This is a genomic window from Luteimicrobium sp. DT211 (assembly GCF_049844995.1).
Lineage (GTDB): Bacteria > Actinomycetota > Actinomycetes > Actinomycetales > Cellulomonadaceae > Luteimicrobium.
Map to the genome: position 1 here is coordinate 484,987 of NZ_JBNCMC010000001.1, position 15,925 is coordinate 500,911.

Sequence of the window (15,925 nt, forward strand, 5' to 3'; positions counted from 1 at the left end):
TCAGCGTGTCCAGCGTCGCAGCCGGCGGCGTGAGGCGGACGCCCAGGCGTCGTGCGCGTCGGCGAGCGCGGCCTGCGCCCGGGCGCGCTCCAGCCCGACGAGCAGCCCGTACGTGAAGGCGTTCTCCCCGGACAGGTGCGCGCGCATCCCCAGCTCGCGGAAGAGGCCGGCGAGCACGACGGCGTCGTGGTGCGCCCCCAGGACGTCCTGCACGTCCTCGAGCGCGTCGGCGAGCCGCGCCGCTGGTTCGCCCGCCACCACGACCGCCGCCTCCGCGGCATACCGGGCCGCCTTGAGCTTCTTGCGGGCGTCGTGCATCGCGTCGGCGAGCCGGGGCGCCGTGGCGTCCGGACCCCGCGTCCCTGGCTCGGCGGGGTCCGTGGGCGGCACCGAGTCGCTGCCCGTCGCCCGGGCCAGCCCGGCGAGGACGACCTCGCCCGCCTCCATCCGTCGCCGCGCGCGCCGGAACGCGTGCCGCACCACCCGGGCGGCGACGTCGGGCGCGGGCTCGCCGGCGCGCTCTCGCACCGGGGGATCGTCGGCGAGCGCGTCGAGCCCGGACAGCAGCGCGCGGTAGCGGTCGCTGTCCATGAGCTCGACGGCGTCCCGCACGGCCGTGCGGTAGCCGGCGTCGAGAGCGTCCGCGAGCCGGGCGCGCACCGGCCCGACGACGAGCTCGTCCGGCAGCCCGTCGAGCAGTCCGCGCACCCGGTCGCGCTGCACCTCGTGATCGCGGGCGGCCCCGAGCGCTCCGCCCCACCAGCGCAGCTCGTCCCGGACCGGCTCGACGGTGTCGCGGTCGAGGACGGGCCGGAACGTCCGGAGGGTCGAGCGAAGGCGTCGCGCCGCGACCCGGGCGGCGTGCACCGCGTCCGGCTCGTCGCGGCGCACCCGGGGGTCGGCGTCGAGCAGTGCGTCCACCTGCTCGCGCAGGTACCGGGTGACCAGCTCGGCACCGGTGGTCGGCGGGACGGTCGCCGGCCGGCCCCCGTACCAGCTCGCGCCCAGCCCGAGCGCGCGCTCCAGCTTGACGGGCAGCGGGGCCGGGTTCGCTCCCGACTCCTCCAGGCGATCGACGACGCGACCCAGGAGCGTGGTGTCGCCGTCGACGAGCTCGACCTCGACCTCGCGCCACGCCTCGTCGCCGCGCTCGGTCGACGCGAGCACGTCGTCCACCGCGACCGACGCGAGCACGTCGCCGCCCGGGCCGAGCAGCAGGGTGGTCGCGCGCTCGGTCCGCAGCCGCGCGACCGGGCGCAGGGCGGCGCCGAGCCTCACCCCGTCGACCAGTGCCGCGAGCTCGGCGGGCGGTGCCTCGTCGTCGGCCGGTCCGAGCGGCGCACGGACCTCGGTCCGTCCGTCTCCCGCGGGCAGCTTGAGGTGCCAGCCCTCGTCGTCGCCCCCGACGCGGCGACGCAGCGTGATGCCTCGCCGCAGCAGCGCCAGCCGGGGCGTGTCGAGGTAGGTCGCGTCGAGCGTCAGGGAGGCCAGGTCGCGCGAGCCGGAGACGCCGTCGACACCGGACGGACCGTCGAGCGTGGGCGGCGACCAGCCGACGGGCACGTCGAGCGTGCGCTCGACCTCGAGCGACGCGCTCATGCCGGGCCAGGGGAGGTGCGGTCGAGCACGACGAGCGGCAGCTCGCGTCCGGCCTTCGCCTCGTGGTCGGTGAAGAACGGGTAGGCCAGGACGAGCCGCTCCCAGAGCCCGGCGCGCTCGGACCCGGCGGCCACCCGCGCCACCGCGTCGTACGCGTCGCCGTCGACCTCGACGTGGACCACCGGGTCGTCGACCAGGTTGTGGAACCAGCCCGGCGCCCGGCGCGACCCGGCGCCGGACGCGACCACGAACCGCAGCCCGGTGGGCTCGTCGTCGACGACGAGCATGGGGGTGGTGCGCAGTTCGCCGCTGCGCCTGCCGCGAGTCGTGAGCAGGACCAGCCGGTCGCGATGCATCCCGTCGACCGGCCCGCCCGCCCGGAACTGCTCGACGACGCGGCGGTTGGTCGCAAGCTGCTGCTCGTCCGTCATCGCTCCATGGTGCGTCGCGCGGCCGGGAGACGCCGGGTGAGACACGTGTCACACGACCTGCACTCCGTGCAGACTTGCACTCTGTGCAACTCGCGGCGCATGCTGGACGGCATGACCCTTCTCGCCCCCGACGACGCCCGCCCGGCGCCCGACCTTCGCGCCCGCAAGCGCGAGGCCACGCGCGAGGCGCTCGCGACCGCGGCGTTCGCGCTGGCTCGGGAGCACGGCCTGGACGGGTTCACCGTCGACGACGTCGCCCGCCGCGCCGACGTGTCCCGCCGGACCTTCTTCAACTACTTCAGCTCCAAGGAGCAGGCGGTCACCGCGATCGTCCAGCTCCAGCTCGCGGAGCTCCTCGACGACGTCGAGCGCGCCATCGCCGAGGAGCAGGAGGCGCTGGAGCGCGGCTCCGACGGCGCCGGCCACGATCTCCTGGACATGGCGGTGCGCACGCTGCTGTCGCCCGGGTCGGTCGAGACGTTCCGGGCGCTCATCGCGCTCGCCGAGGACAGCCCGGAGCTCGTGCCGCACCTCGCGGGCCTCGAGCACTCCGCCGGCGACCAGGTCGTCGATCTGATGCGCGGCAAGGCGGCCGCCCACGCCGGCGTCGAGCTGCAGCCCGTGTACGCGTACGCGATCCCGGGCGCGATCATCGCGACCGTCGGAGCCGTGTACTCGCGCCGGCTCCACGTGCGCGAGGTCGACGGCGACGCCGACGGTGCGCTCGCGCTCGACGACGTGATCGACCAGCTCCGTGCCCTCCTCCCGCCCATGGCCGAGTGCCGGACCTGATGTCACGTCCCGGCCGCCCGCCCCGTCTCTCCTAGCGAGCACCCCGCCCGACCCCTTGTCAGCACCACCCGCACCATCCCGTTCCAGGCTCCGACGACGCAGCCGCACCACTCAGCACCACTCTGAGGAGCCCCACGTGTCCACCTTGCTGTACCGACTCGGAAAGCTGGCGTACCGCCGACGCGGCCGCTTCGTCCTCGGCTGGCTCGTCGTCCTCGTCGCGGTCGGCGCGCTGCTCGCGATCAACCCGCCGAAGACGTCGACGTCCTTCTCCATCCCCGGGACCCAGTCCCAGGCGGTCATGGACCAGCTCGAGAGCAAGATGCCGTCCGCTGGCGGGACGAGCGCGACGTTCGTCTTCCAGGCGTCCGACGGCGCGCGCGTCGACCAGGGCGACCAGGCGCAGGCCATCGACGACGTCGTGAAGGCCCTCGACGACAACCCCTACGTGGTGCACGCGAGCGGCGGCGAGACGCAGCAGAAGGTCTCGGCCGACATGCAGAAGGCGCTCGCACCCGTCGGGGACCTGAAGCTCGAGCCCCTGACGGTCGACGGCACCGTCGTGCCCGGGGTGACCGTGTCGGGTGACGGCAGCGTCGCGATGCTGAGCTTCCAGCTCACCGAGGACCCCATGTCGCTGCCGTCCGGCGCGACGGACAGCGTCGTCGGCGACGCGAGCGCTGCGCACGACGCCGGGCTCACGGTGCTGCCGAGCTCCGAGCTCACCCAGACGATCGAGTCGCCGATGGGGCCCAAGGAGGTCGTCGGCCTCGTCATCGCCGCGATCGTCCTGTTCCTCACGCTCGGATCGCTGCGCCTCGCCGGCATGCCCCTGCTGACCGCGATCGTGGGCGTCGGGGTGGGCGTCGGCTCGGCGTACGCGCTGTCGTCGGTCATCGACATGACCTCGATGACGCCGATCCTCGCGCTCATGATCGGGCTCGCGGTCGGCATCGACTACGCCCTGTTCATCGTGAACCGAGCGAGGCGGCTGGTCCTCGACAAGGGCCTCGCCGCCCACGAGGCGGTCGCGCGCGCCGTCGGGACCGCTGGCTCCGCCGTGTTCTTCGCGGGCCTCACCGTCGTCGTGTCGCTGTCCGGCCTGTCGATCATCGGGATCAGCTTCCTCACCACGATGGCCCTCGTCGCCGCCGGGACGGTCGTCATCGCGGTGCTCGTCGCGCTGACGCTCCTGCCCGCGCTGCTCGGCTTCGTGGGCGAGCGTCTGGTCACCGCGAAGCAGCGTGACAAGCACGCCGCCAAGACGGCCGCCAGCTCGGACGGCACCACCAGCGGCCCGGCCGTGCGCTGGGTCAAGGGCGTCGCGCGCCGTCCGGCGTGGGTCACCGTCGGGGTCGTCGTCGTGCTGGCGGCGCTCGCCGTCCCGGTCACGAAGATGAACCTCAACCTGCCGTCCGCGGCGTCGTCCAACACGGACACCACCGAGCGGCAGTCCTACGACGCCATCAGCAGCGGCTTCAGCGAGGGCCTCAACGGCCCGCTGATCGTCGTTGCGAGCGACGACGACGGCCTCGACGCCGCCGCCATCACGCAGGTCAAGACGACGCTCGCCGGCGTCGACCACGTCGTGCAGGTCATGCCCGGTGGGGTGTCCGCGGACGGCACCACCGCGACGTTCACCGTCGTGCCCGACGGCGGCCCCACCGACGACGACACCGTCGACCTCGTCAAGACCCTCCGCGACGCCGGGCTCGCCCAGCAGGCCGGGGTCACGCTCGGGGTCACGGGAGTCACGGCGATCAACATCGACATGTCGGGGATCCTGTCCGGCGCGCTCGTGCCGTACCTCGCGATCATCGTCGTGATCTCGCTGATCATCCTCATGCTGGTGTTCCGGTCGATCTTCGTCCCGCTCACCGCGACCCTCGGGTTCGTGTTCACGATCGGCGCCGCGCTCGGCGCGACGACCGCCGTGTTCCAGTGGGGCTGGGCCAAGAACCTGCTCGGCTTCGACACCGCGGGCCCGGTGCTGAGCTTCCTGCCGATCATCGTCACCGGGATCCTGTACGGGCTCGCGATGGACTACCAGATGTTCCTCGTGTCCTCGATGCGCGAGTCGCACGTCCACGGGCACCCGGGTGTCGCGGGCGTCGTCGACGGGTTCCGCGGGGCGGCGCGCGTCGTCGTCGCGGCGGCGATCATCATGATCTCCGTGTTCTCCGGGTTCATCTTCGGCGACGACACGATGATCAAGCAGATCGGCTTCGCCCTGGCCTTCGGCATCCTCATCGACGCGTTCGTCGTCCGGATGACGCTCATCCCGGCCGTCATGGCGCTGGCCGGCGAGAAGGCCTGGTGGCTGCCGAAGTGGCTCGACCGGATCCTGCCGAACCTGGACGTCGAGGGCGACAAGCTCGTCAAGCGCCTGGAGGCCGAGGCCGCCGAGCGCGAGAAGGAGCCGGTGGGCGCGTCCGCCTGACGCCCACCCGCGAGGTAGCGCCTTTCGCCCCAGGTAGCACGCAATCCGCGCTACCTGGGGCGAAAGGCGCTACCTCGCGAGGTGTGCTGTGGTCAGCGCAGGACGTCCGCCAGGTCGTAGCGCGCGACCTCCTCGAGCTGCTCGTACGTGCAGGTCTCGGCGTCCCGGTCGTCGCGCCACCGGACGAGCCGGGCGGTGTGCCGGAACCGGTCGCCCTCCATGTGCTCGTACCGCACCTCGGCCACGAGCACCGGGTCGAGCGGCACGAACGACAGGTCCTTCTTCGCGTTCCAGCGCGACACCCCGCCGGGCAGCCGCGAGTCCCCGGAGGTGGCATCGGTCTGCCACCGCGCCCAGGGGTGCTGGGTCAGCGGGATCTCGAGCTTCCCCAGCTCGTCGACCAGCTCCGCCCGCCTGGCAGCAGTGAAGGACGCGGCGACGCCCACGTGGTGCAGCACGCCGCCGTCGTCGTACAGGCCGAGGAGCAGTGAGCCGAGCAGCGGGCGCTCCTCCGTCGACGTCTTGTGCAGGCGGTACCCGGCGACGACGACGTCGGCCGTGCGCTCGTGCTTGATCTTCGCCCAGCCGCGCTTGTCGGGCTGGTAGGTGGAGGCGAGCGGCTTCGCGACGACGCCGTCGAGCCCCGCGCCCTCGAACACCTCGAACCACCGCTGCGCCTCGTCCGGATCGCGCGTGGTCTGGGACAGGTACACCCCCGACGACGTCGTGAGGTCCGCCGCGGACGTCACCCGGGTGCGGCTCGCGTCGCCCAGGGCGTCCTCGAGGAGCCTGCGGCGCTCCGCCAGCGGCCGCCCCGTGAGGTCCTCGTCGTCCAGCGCCAGGAGGTCGAAGACGACGAGCGAGGCCGGGGTCTGCTCGGCCAGCAACCTCACGCGCGACGCGGCGGGGTGGATGCGGTCCTGGAGGCGGTCGAAGTCCAGCCTCGTGCCGGTGCCCTTCTCGTCCGCCGCGTCAGGCCGCACCACGACGAGCTCCCCGTCGACGACGCACCGCTCCGGCAGCGCGGCCAGCAGGGCCTCGACCACCTCGGGGAAGTACCGCGTCAGGGGCTTGGTGTTGCGGCTGCCGAGCTCGACGACGTCGCCGTCGCGGAACACGATGCAGCGGAAGCCGTCCCACTTGGGCTCGTAGGACCAACCAGCGTCCGCGTCGTCGGCCGCGTCGTCGCGGGGGACGGTCGCGACCGCCTTGGCGAGCATCGGGAGCACCGGCGGGCGCACGGGCAGGGACGCGAAGCGCACGGGGGAGTCGTCGTCGGCCACGGGCCCCACGCTAGGCCGAACACGGGATCCCAGCCCGCCGAGGACAGCACGGGCCCTTCCCGGTCATGGGTTCCAGAGCCGGTCGACCGGCATGACGTGGAGACGATCCTCGTACGTGTAGCTGCGGGCACCCGTGTAGAGCGCGACGCCGGCGACGAATCCTTCCCCCAGGAGCTCGCGAAGCTTGCGCAGGCCCCGGAAGTCATCTCCGCCCACGCGCGCTGCGGCCTTGACCTCGAACGCGAGGACGCGGCCCTCGTCCGTCTCGAGGACGAGGTCGACCTCGTGCCCGTCCCGGGTGCGCCAGTGTCCGAACCCTGTGATTTCATCCGTCCATCCGGCCTCCTTCAAGATCTCCTCGACGACGAACGTCTCCAGCAGGTGGCCGAACTCCGTCGCTGCGGCAGGTTCGCGAAGCGCGAGCTTGCCGGACGAGAGGCGGAGAAGCCGTGCGCAGATCCCGGTGTCGAGCAGGTGGATCTTGGGGCGGGCGGCCGTCCGCTTGGTCAGCGTCCGATCCCACGCAGGAAGCAGGTGGAGCAGAAAGACGGCCTCGAGCAGTCGGAGGTAGTCGCGCGTCGTCTTTTCGTCGAGGCCGACCGCATGGGCGATCCGTGCGGTGTTGAGGACTTGCGCGGTCTGCCCGGCGACACGTTCGAGGACGGTGGGGAGTGCGTGCGCCTGACGCACCTTGGAGAGCTCCTCGACGTCGCGCTCGAGGGTCAGCCGCACGTAGTCGTCGATCCATCGCCCCCGTGCCGGTACCGATGAGGCAGACAGAGCGATGGGGAACCCTCCCCTGACGACACGCCGAATGTACTCGTCGCGGTCTGTCGTCGAGGGTGCGGCCGCAACGGTCTCGGAAGGTGAGCTCAGCAGCCGCGACAGAAGGTTGGGAGCGGTTCCGTCGATCTCGCTCTGTGCGAGCGGGTCGACCTGCAGACGTTGCAAGCGGCCCGTCAGCGCCTGGGCGGCGCGAGGCAACGCCTCGTGGCGAGCCGACCCGGTCAGGACGAACTGGCCGGGCTGGGCCCCGACGTTGAGCCGGGTCTTGATCGCGTCCAGCACCGAGGGAACATGCTGGTACTCGTCGATGAGGACCGGCCCCTGGCCGCCAAGCATGGTCCCGGGATCCTGTGCCACCGCGGTTCGGGCATCGATGTCGTCAAGGTCGAGCGTCCGACCCCCGAGTTGGGAGGCGAGCTGATGCAGGAGCGTCGACTTGCCGACGGTCCGCGGCCCCTCGAGGAGGAGCACGGGTGTCTCATGGCTTCGGGCGATCGCGACGTCGTAGATCTTCCGTCTGACCAGGCCTTCGGACGCGTCCACAACTCCGAGAGTACCCTGCAGATCCAGAATTGCCAGGCCTTGGGTTCCAGAACTGCCGGGCTGCGAACTCCAGAACTGCCATCCGGAGAGCTCCAGAACTGCCAGCCGATCAGGCGAGGACGCGCGCCAGGAAGTCGGTGAACGCGACCCACGACCGGCGGTCGGCCTCCGGGCGGAACGACGGCTGGTCGGCGATCGTGTACGCGTGCGGCGCCCCGCCGTACAGCGTCACCTCCCACGGCACCCCCGCGGCCCGCAGCTCGTCGGTGAACGCGTGCACCGCGTCGTCCGGCACGACGGCGTCGTCGCCGCCGCCCAGCACGAGCACGCGGCCCCGGATCTCGGCGGCGTCGGACGGGTCGTGCGTGACGAGCCGGGCGTGGAACGCGACCGTGCCGCGGAGGTCGGCGCCGGTGCGGGCGAGCTCGAGCGCGCCCGACCCGCCGAAGCAGTAGCCCGCCGCGACGACGCGGCCGGCGTCGACGGCGGGCTGGGCCACCAGCCACTCGTAGGCCGCGTGGAGCCGCGCGCGCAGCAGCGCGACGTGCTCGTAGTACCGCCCGGCGACGGCGGGCGCGTCGCCGTGCGAGGCCGGTCGCCCGTCGATCCCGTAGACGTCGGCGGCGAACGCCACGTAGCCGAGCCGCGCGAGCATGTGGGCGCGGGCCTGCACCGTCGGCCCGACGCCGAGCCAGTCATGGACCAGCAGGACCGCGGGGCGCGGGGCGGCCGCCGGGTCGTCCCACAGCGCGTCGTCCCAGGCGACGTAGCCCTCGCACCGCGTCGTGCCGCCCGCGCTCGTGTGCCCGTACCGCACCGGCGCCCCGACGACGCGCGAGCCCTCGCGCTCCGGGACGCTCCCTACGACCTCGTGCCAGGCGGGCGGGTAGGCGGTCGGGTCGAAGGGGGTGGCGGGCGTCGTCGTCGGGAAGCGGCGTGCCTCGGGGCCGGACGCGGACGGATCGGTCATGTCATCGGACGTTACGCCCGAGTACGGGACACCCGCCCGCCGACCACGGGGCCCGCGCCTGTCTGCTCGGCCAGACGGGCGGGCAGCCCGTGTTCGGCGGGAGGGGACGGGCGGACCGGTAGCCTGGCGGGGTGGACGGGACCCTCGGCAGCTCGGACGGCGCAGGCCTCCTGAGCGACGTCGTGCGGCCCTACGCGCGGGGTGCGCGGGTGGTCCTGATCGCGTCGACGGCGCTCGCGACCGGCTTCGGCGCGCACGCACTGGGCGGAGGCAGGATCCCCGGCGGACTCGGGCTGACGGCACTCGCGGCGCTGTGCGTCGCCGTCGCCGGGGTGCTCGCGCTCGGGCGACTCCGCGCCGCGACGCTCGTGCCCGCGCTCGGCGCGCTGCAGGTCACCCTCCACGTCGGGCTCGGCGTCCTGACCTCCGGCTCTCACGCGACCGGCCCCGCGTCGCTCGCCGCGCACGGCATGCCCGGCATGGCGGCCGTCCCGAGCGGGACGTCCGCGCACGCCCTGACCAGCGCCGCGGCGGCCGGGACCGCCCACATGGGCATGACCGCCTCGCCGGGGATGCTCGCGGCGCACGCCGTCGCGGTGCTCGTCACCGCGGTCCTGCTGGTCCTCGGCGACCGGGCTGCGCTCGCCGCGGTCCGCTGGTGGTCGGTCGTCCGACCGCGGGTCGAGTCGGTCGCTGCGGGCCCGGTCGTCGTGCCGCTCCGTGCCGCCGCCGTGGACGCCGCCCCCGGTCCGTGCCGGGCGCTCGTCGTCGCGCGCCGCGGGCTCGGCCGTCGGGGACCCCCGAGGCGCGGGTTCGCCCTCGCCGCCTGAGCCCGTCGTCATCCGACGACGGGTGGTCCCCGTTCGTCCTGCCGACATCCAGGAGCTCATCGTCATGTCCGTCGTTTCCCCGCGCGCTCGCGCTGCCCGCCTCGCCCGCCCCCTCGCTGTGGGCGCCGCCGCCCTCGCCCTCACGGTCGCTGCACCGCTCGCCGCCGAGGCGCACGTCCGCGTCACGCCCGACCAGGCGGCCGCCGGCAGCTACGCGGTGCTCACGTTCCGCGTCCCGACCGAGTCGGCGACCGCGTCGACCACGAAGGTCGTCGTGGACCTGCCCGCCGACCACCCGTTCAGCTCGGTGTCCTACCAGCCCGTGCCCGGCTGGACCACGAAGGTCGTCACGACGAAGCTCGCGAAGCCCGTCGAGACCAAGGCCGGCGCCACGATCACCGAGGCCCCCACCCAGGTGATCTGGACCGCCGAGAAGGGCCACGCCGTCGCCCCGGGGCAGTTCCAGCAGTTCAGCGTCTCCGCCGGCCCCGTGCCCGACGACGTCACGAGCCTCGAGCTGCCCGCCCACCAGACGTACTCCGACGGCAGCGTCGTCGACTGGGACGAGGCGACGCCGGCGTCGGGCGAGGAGCCCGAGCACCCCGCGCCCGTCCTTCAGGTCGTGCCCGCGGACGCGTCGGTCGACGCGACCGCCGCAGCCGGCACGAGCGACGACGCCGACGACGACGGCGGCACCTCGGGCGTCGCCGTGGGGCTCGGCGTCGGCGGCCTGGTGCTCGGCGCGGCCGGCCTCGGCGCGGGCGTCGTGGCGCTGCGCCGCACGCGGCGGGTGGCGCCGTGAGGCGGGCGAGCCGCGGCCTGGTGGCCGCGATCGGTGCGGCGGCGCTCCTCGGCGGCCTCGCGGGCTCCGTCCTCGTGGCCGGCCCGGCGTCCGCGCACGACTACGTCGTCTCGACCACGCCGAAGGCGGACTCGACGGTCGACGCGGCCGTGCCGACCGTCGACGTCACGTTCGACGACGTCGTCCTCGACCCCCAGCGCGACGGCTCGACGACCGTGCTCCAGGTGACCGACCCGGCGGGGAAGCACTTCGAGACGAGCTGCCCCGCCGTGTCGGGGCGGACGATCTCCGTCCCGACGGCGCTCGGCGACGCCGGGCAGTACACCGTGACGTGGCGGATCGTGTCCGCCGACGGACACCCCGTCTCGGGGACGTTCGGTTTCGACTACCGGCCGGGGTCGGGCGTCCCGAGCGCGGCCGGGCAGGCCGCGGCGCCGTGCGGCGGGTCGACCGCGAAGGCGGGCGCAGCCACGAGCACCGTGACCAGCGGCAGCAGCTCGGTCTCGCCGGGCGTGGTGGTCGGGGTGGTGGGCGTCGTCGTGCTGCTCGCTGCCGTCGTCGTCGTGCTGCTCACCCGGCGCGCGCGGCGGTCGCTCGACGAACCCGACGCGTGACCGTCACCGCAGCGCGAGCGCCATCTCGAGGTCGCGCGTGCTGGGGTCCAGGCGGTAGGGCGTCCAGCCGCCCGTGAGCTCGAAGCCCTCGCGCCCGTAGAACCGGCGGGCGCGCGGGTTGTGCTCGTGCACCTCGAGCAGGAGCCGGTCGGCGCCGACCTCGTCCCGGGCCCATGCGACGACCTCCGCGAGCAGCCGTCGCGGCAGGTCGGTGCCCCGGTGCGCGGGCGCGACGTAGACGGCGGCGAGGCACGGGACGCCGTCGGGCCGCCGGTAGCCGGTCATGGTGCCGACCCAGGGCTCCTGGCGGCCCGGCGCTGTCGTTCGTACCGGTACGGCCCCGAGCACGAGCGAGCCCGGCAGCGTGTGCTGCCGGGCTCGCTCGCGCCACTGCTCGTCCGTGCGCGCCCGCGCCGACTCGAGCGTCTCCAGGTAGGCGAGCGGCGTGTCCGCGAGCATCTCCAGCCGGAGGTCGCGCATCGCCTGCCAGTCGTCGGCGGTCGCCCGGACGAGATCCATGCTGTCGGCCGGCCGCACGCGCTCAGGCGAGCGCGCGGGCCTTGAGGCGGTCGAACTCCTCCTGCGAGATCGTCCCGGCGTCCAGCAGCGACTTCGCGGTGGCGATCTGCTCGGCGGGCGTCGTCGAGGCCGTCTGCTTGATGTACGTGTCGGCCTGCGCCCTCGCGTCGGAGACGGCGGCGACCTGCCGCTCGCTCATCCCGCGCCCGCGCGCGATCAGGTACACCAGCCCGGTGATCACCGGAAGGATGATCAGGAAGACGATCCACACGGCCTTCCACCCACCCGACAGCTTCCGGTCACGGAACAGGTCGGTGAAGATCTGGATCAGGACGAAGATGTAGGCGATGAAGAGGAAGACCCCGATGATCCACCAGAAGTAGTCCCACACGGTCACGGTCGGTCACCTTTCGTCGGTCACGCCCCACGGTCAGGCCGAGGCGGCGTTCTTCTTCTCCTCGCGCCGGTTGCGCAGGAAGATCAGGGGCAGGACGAGCGTCGCGACGGCCGTCACGAGCCAGACCACCAGGGTCGCGAGGATCCACGGGACGACGCCGCCCGTGATGGACAGGCCGTCGCCGATGATCGAGGCGAGCGCCAGCCCGACGAACGCGGACACGAGGCCCACGCCGCCGATGAAGGCGTTGGCATAGCGGCGCGTCATCCGGAGGATGAACGGCGTCAGGATCCACTGCGCGAGGGAGTAGACGACCACCGCGACGATGAACCCGCTGACCGTCAGGTGGACGTCGTCGATGAGCAACGACGCGACCCAGAGCCCGAGCGCGGCGGAACCGAGGAAGATCGCGGTGCGGATCAGGAAGACCACCATGGCGCTCAACGTAGCGCCGAGGGCGGCGTTCGTCGCGGCGAAGTGCGGTGGTGTACCCGCACGGTCCGGTTCGCCCCGGTTCGCCGGGCCTGCCCGAGTGCCGGGACGATAACCTGGGGGCCCGTCACCCGCCGCCGGAGGCCGCCCGTGGACCTTGCCATCCCCCTTGTGCTCGGCGCGCTCGCGGTGATCGTCGTGACAGCGTTCGCGCCCCGTCTCGGCATCGCCGCGCCGCTCATCCTCGTCGTCGTCGGCGTCGCCGTGAGCTTCCTGCCGTTCGTCTCGGCCGTGGAGCTCGAGCCGGAGCTCATCCTCGGCGGCGTCCTCCCACCGCTCCTGTACTCGTCGGCCGTGAGCATGCCGACCATGGACTTCCGGCGGGACTTCAAGCTCATCGGGGGGCTGTCCGTCGTCCTCGTGATCGTCACGGCCGTCGTGATCGGCTGGGTGCTCTACCTCGTGGTCCCCGACATCACCCTGCCCATGGGCATCGCGCTGGGCGCGATCATCAGCCCCACGGACGCAGTCGCGACGTCGATCGTCAAGCGGCTCGGGGTGTCGCCGCGCATCGTCACGATCCTCGAGGGCGAGTCGCTGCTCAACGACGCGTCCGCCCTCGTGGTGCTGCGCTCCGCGGTCGCGGCGATGGCCGGCGCCGTGTCGCTCGGCCACGTCGCCTGGGACTTCGTCTACGCGGTGGTCGTCGCTGTCGCGGTGGGGTTCGTCGTCGGGCGCGTGAGCCTCATGCTGCGCGCGCGGATCCAGGACGCCGTCCTCAACACGGCCGCGTCGTTCGTCGTGCCGTTCGTGGCGTACCTCCCCGCGGAGCACCTGGGCGCGTCCGGGCTCGTGGCCGTCGTGGTGACGGGCCTCGTGATGGGCCAGGGGGCGCCGCGGTACCTGCGGCCCCAGGACCGCCGGGCGGAGGAGTCGAACTGGCGCACGGTCGAGCTGCTGCTCGAGGGCGCCGTGTTCCTGCTCATGGGGCTCGAGCTGTTCGGCCTGGTCACCGAGGTGCACGAGGAGCACCAGAGCGCGATGAAGGCGGTCGGGATCGCGGCGGTCGCGTTCGTCGGCGTGCTCGTGGTGCGGACCGGGTTCCTGGTGCCGTTCCTCTTCGCCCTGCGCCGCGACCGGCGGGACATGAAGCAGCAGCGGACCGCCCTGGCCCGCGCGCAGGAGCGGCTCGACTCGTCCGACGGGTTCGTGCCCGGATCGGACGCCGACGGGTCCGGCGAGCATCGCCAGGTCCCGCTCACCGACCTCGCGGGCAAGCCGCTGTCGGAGCGGCGGCGGCGCCGGCTCAAGCGGCGGCTCGAGAAGGGGCACACCCGCCTCGAGGGCCGGATGGAGGGCATGGACGAGGCGCAGCGCGCGGAGCAGCACGAGCAGCGCAAGGGCCGCCTCCAGGACTTCCTCGACCGCCGTGTCGCGGACATCGACTACCTCACGGGCGAGCCGCTGGGGGCGAAGCAGGGTGTCGTCCTCGTCTGGGCGGGCATGCGCGGCGTCGTCACCCTGGCCGCCGCCCAGACGCTGCCCGAGACCGTCGCCGGCAACGACGACTACCACCGCGCCCTGCTCGTCCTGATCGCGTTCATCGTCGCGGCAGGGAGCCTGTTCCTCCAGGGCGGGACGCTCGGCTGGATCGTGCGCCGGCTCGGCCTCGCCGTCGACGACGGCGGAGCGGCCCGCAAGGAGCGGCAGCAGCTCGTCGCCGAGCTCGCCGGGACGGCGGCCGCCGAGTGCGACCGCGACGGCCTGGCCCGCGCGGACGGCACGCCGTTCGACCCGGGCGTCGTCAAGCTGGTGCGGCGCGAGTCCGTCCGCATCGTCGACGAGAACGGCTTCGACCTCGTCCCTGGCTCCGAGAACACCCGCTACGACCAGTACCGCGAGCTGCGCATCCGTGTCATCCAGGCCCAGCGCGACGAGCTCCTGCGGATCCGCGACGTCGGGACGTACTCGGCAGACGCGCTCGGCAGCGTGCTGGAGGTCCTCGACGCCGACGAGATCGGCCTCGAGCTGCGCGGCTCGCACGACGACGAGGACCCGGCGCCGCGTCCGGCGGAATAGCGGGCCCGTGCCGCGCGGTTCCCGTGGCGTGCCCACGACCACCACTCCCGCCGACCCCGCCGCCGAGCCCGGGACCGAGACCGCCCCGGCTCGCGACCTCGCCGTCCTCGACAACCCCGCGTGGCACGCGTTGCGCGGCCCGCACCGGCGCTTCGCGCAGCAGCACGGGGTGGCCCTGCGCTACGACCCGGAGGTCTCGCCCTTCGTGGCGCTGCCCGACGACGCGCCGTCGTCCGCGTTCGACGACCTCGCGGCGCTCGTCGGGCCGGGCGTGGAGCTCGGCCTGACCGGTCCGGTCACGAACGTCCCGGACGGGTGGGAGATCGGCTGGGCGGGCGACGGCGTGCAGATGGTCGCCGTCGGCGTGGACGCGCAGCCCGACCCCGAGGCCGTCGTGCTCGGCGCCGCGGACGTACCCGAGATGCTGGACCTCGTCGCCCGGACGGAGCCGGGGCCGTTCCGCCCGCGCACCGTCGAGCTCGGCACGTACCTCGGGATCAGGCGCGAGGGCCGGCTCGTCGCGATGGCCGGCGAGCGGATGCAGCCGCCCGGCTGGACCGAGGTCAGCGCCGTCTGCACGGACCCCGACCACCGCGGCCAGGGCCTCGCCGCCCGGCTGGTGCGCGCCGTCGTGCACGGCGTCCGGGAGCGCGGGGACGAGGCGATTCTGCACGCGTCCGCGACCAACACCGGCGCGATCCGGCTCTACGAGCGGCTCGGCTTCGAGGTGCGCACCCCGGTGCGGTTCGTCATCGCGCGCACCCCCCGGGGCTGACCAGCGCTCGTGCCGAACACGTGGTCCGCGACTGTCAGCACGCGCTGACGGTCGGGAGTGACGTTCTCGCGGGGCCGGGATCCCGTGCTCAGGCGGTGGCGCGCAGGTCGGCGGCGGTGACGAGCGAGCGGAGCGCGATGCCGTGCTCCGCCAGCGCCTCGGCACCGCCCTCCTGCCGGTCGATCACGCACAGCGCGTCGCGCACCTCTGCGCCGGCGGCACGCAGGTCGGCCGTCGACAGGACGATCTGGCCGCCGCTCGTGACGACGTCCTCGACGACGAGCACGCGCCGCCCGGCCACGTCGGCGCCCTCCGCGAGGCGGGCCGTGCCGTACGTCTTGGCCTGCTTGCGGACGAACGTGCACGGCAGGCCCGTGTGCCGGCCGAGCGCGGTGACCACCGGGATGCCGCCCAGCTCGAGCCCGGCGAGGACCTCGACGCCGTCGGGGACCAGGGGCGCCATCGCCTCCGCCACGGCGTCGAGGAGCCGCGGGTCGGACTCGAACTGGTACTTGTCGAAGTACGCGGTGGCCGTGCGCCCCGACCGGAGCGTGAACGTGCCGGTCAGGTGGGAGGCCTCGTGGATGCGGCGGGCGAGCTCGTCGAGGTTCACGGGTCGCCAGTCTGGCACGG

16 protein-coding genes are annotated in these 15,925 nt (G+C 73.6%); 7 read left to right on the forward strand and 9 right to left on the reverse strand.

What is annotated here, in order from left to right:
• Together ACLQ14_RS02220 and ACLQ14_RS02225 are read right to left on the reverse strand one after the other, a co-directional pair.
• Positions 1–1,599 (reverse strand): CHAD domain-containing protein, encoded by a 1,599-nt coding sequence (locus tag ACLQ14_RS02220; RefSeq protein WP_425809423.1) that lies wholly within the window; start codon positions 1,597–1,599, stop codon positions 1–3.
• The gene (locus ACLQ14_RS02225) at positions 1,596–2,030 is read right to left on the reverse strand and encodes a nitroreductase/quinone reductase family protein (RefSeq protein ID WP_425809425.1); all 435 of its coding nucleotides are present in this window, start codon (positions 2,028–2,030) and stop codon (positions 1,596–1,598) included. Before ACLQ14_RS02225 ends, ACLQ14_RS02220 begins: the two co-directional genes overlap by 4 nt.
• A 111-nt stretch (positions 2,031–2,141) precedes the next feature.
• On the opposite strand from ACLQ14_RS02225, the gene ACLQ14_RS02230 reads away from it, so the two are divergent.
• On the forward strand, positions 2,142–2,822 hold the full coding sequence (locus ACLQ14_RS02230; RefSeq protein WP_425809427.1) for a TetR/AcrR family transcriptional regulator: 681 nt from the start codon (positions 2,142–2,144) through the stop codon (positions 2,820–2,822).
• Positions 2,823–2,958: 136 nt separating this feature from the next.
• The gene (locus tag ACLQ14_RS02235; protein WP_425809429.1) at positions 2,959–5,262 is read left to right on the forward strand and encodes an MMPL family transporter; all 2,304 of its coding nucleotides are present in this window, start codon (positions 2,959–2,961) and stop codon (positions 5,260–5,262) included.
• Positions 5,263–5,354: 92 nt separating this feature from the next.
• On the opposite strand, the gene ACLQ14_RS02240 is transcribed toward ACLQ14_RS02235, so the two are convergent.
• From ACLQ14_RS02240 to ACLQ14_RS02250, 3 genes are all read right to left on the reverse strand, one after another.
• Complete coding sequence (locus ACLQ14_RS02240) at positions 5,355–6,545, reverse strand: ATP-dependent DNA ligase (RefSeq protein ID WP_425809431.1); 1,191 nt, start codon at positions 6,543–6,545, stop codon at positions 5,355–5,357.
• Between the two features lie 63 nt (positions 6,546–6,608).
• A complete protein-coding gene (locus ACLQ14_RS02245) occupies positions 6,609–7,874 on the reverse strand; it encodes an ATP-binding protein (protein WP_425809433.1) in 1,266 nt (421 codons plus the stop codon).
• Positions 7,875–7,983: 109 nt separating this feature from the next.
• The gene (locus tag ACLQ14_RS02250; RefSeq protein WP_425809435.1) at positions 7,984–8,844 is read right to left on the reverse strand and encodes a dienelactone hydrolase family protein; all 861 of its coding nucleotides are present in this window, start codon (positions 8,842–8,844) and stop codon (positions 7,984–7,986) included.
• 131 nt (positions 8,845–8,975) lie between these two features.
• Between ACLQ14_RS02250 and ACLQ14_RS02255 the strand changes: the two genes are divergently transcribed.
• From ACLQ14_RS02255 to ACLQ14_RS02265, 3 genes are all read left to right on the forward strand, one after another.
• Positions 8,976–9,674 (forward strand): hypothetical protein, encoded by a 699-nt coding sequence (locus tag ACLQ14_RS02255; RefSeq protein WP_425809437.1) that lies wholly within the window; start codon positions 8,976–8,978, stop codon positions 9,672–9,674.
• A 64-nt stretch (positions 9,675–9,738) separates the two neighbouring features.
• Positions 9,739–10,476, forward strand: coding sequence for a YcnI family protein (locus tag ACLQ14_RS02260; RefSeq protein WP_425809439.1), 738 nt, complete (start codon positions 9,739–9,741; stop codon positions 10,474–10,476).
• Complete coding sequence (locus tag ACLQ14_RS02265; RefSeq protein ID WP_425809441.1) at positions 10,473–11,090, forward strand: copper resistance CopC family protein; 618 nt, start codon at positions 10,473–10,475, stop codon at positions 11,088–11,090. Before ACLQ14_RS02260 ends, ACLQ14_RS02265 begins: the two co-directional genes overlap by 4 nt.
• Positions 11,091–11,093: 3 nt before the next feature.
• On the opposite strand, the gene ACLQ14_RS02270 is transcribed toward ACLQ14_RS02265, so the two are convergent.
• From ACLQ14_RS02270 to ACLQ14_RS02280, 3 genes are read right to left on the reverse strand one after another with little or no spacing between them, the layout of a single operon-like run.
• Complete coding sequence (locus ACLQ14_RS02270; protein ID WP_425809443.1) at positions 11,094–11,627, reverse strand: GNAT family N-acetyltransferase; 534 nt, start codon at positions 11,625–11,627, stop codon at positions 11,094–11,096.
• Between the two features lie 4 nt (positions 11,628–11,631).
• Positions 11,632–12,006, reverse strand: coding sequence for an SHOCT domain-containing protein (locus ACLQ14_RS02275; protein WP_425809445.1), 375 nt, complete (start codon positions 12,004–12,006; stop codon positions 11,632–11,634).
• Positions 12,007–12,039: 33 nt separating this feature from the next.
• Positions 12,040–12,441, reverse strand: a complete 402-nt coding sequence (locus tag ACLQ14_RS02280) for a hypothetical protein (protein ID WP_425809447.1) — start codon at positions 12,439–12,441, stop codon at positions 12,040–12,042.
• Between the two features lie 147 nt (positions 12,442–12,588).
• On the opposite strand from ACLQ14_RS02280, the gene ACLQ14_RS02285 reads away from it, so the two are divergent.
• Complete coding sequence (locus ACLQ14_RS02285; RefSeq protein WP_425809449.1) at positions 12,589–14,517, forward strand: cation:proton antiporter; 1,929 nt, start codon at positions 12,589–12,591, stop codon at positions 14,515–14,517.
• A 28-nt stretch (positions 14,518–14,545) separates the two neighbouring features.
• A complete protein-coding gene (locus tag ACLQ14_RS02290) occupies positions 14,546–15,292 on the forward strand; it encodes a GNAT family N-acetyltransferase (RefSeq protein WP_425809451.1) in 747 nt (248 codons plus the stop codon).
• Positions 15,293–15,380: 88 nt separating this feature from the next.
• On the opposite strand, the gene pyrE is transcribed toward ACLQ14_RS02290, so the two are convergent.
• On the reverse strand, positions 15,381–15,905 hold the full coding sequence (gene pyrE, locus ACLQ14_RS02295) for an orotate phosphoribosyltransferase (protein WP_425809453.1): 525 nt from the start codon (positions 15,903–15,905) through the stop codon (positions 15,381–15,383).
• Positions 15,906–15,925 lie beyond the last annotated feature (20 nt).

Bases quoted from the DNA above. Each gene is read 5' to 3' on its own strand.
- ACLQ14_RS02220 (WP_425809423.1), bottom strand. From the start codon at position 1,599: ATGAGCGCGTCGCTCGAGGTCGAGCGCACGCTCGACGTGCCCGTCGGC.
- ACLQ14_RS02225 (WP_425809425.1), bottom strand. From the start codon at position 2,030: ATGACGGACGAGCAGCAGCTTGCGACCAACCGCCGCGTCGTCGAGCAG.
- ACLQ14_RS02230 (WP_425809427.1), top strand. From the start codon at position 2,142: ATGACCCTTCTCGCCCCCGACGACGCCCGCCCGGCGCCCGACCTTCGC.
- ACLQ14_RS02250 (WP_425809435.1), bottom strand. From the start codon at position 8,844: ATGACCGATCCGTCCGCGTCCGGCCCCGAGGCACGCCGCTTCCCGACG.
- ACLQ14_RS02260 (WP_425809439.1), top strand. From the start codon at position 9,739: ATGTCCGTCGTTTCCCCGCGCGCTCGCGCTGCCCGCCTCGCCCGCCCC.
- ACLQ14_RS02280 (WP_425809447.1), bottom strand. From the start codon at position 12,441: ATGGTGGTCTTCCTGATCCGCACCGCGATCTTCCTCGGTTCCGCCGCG.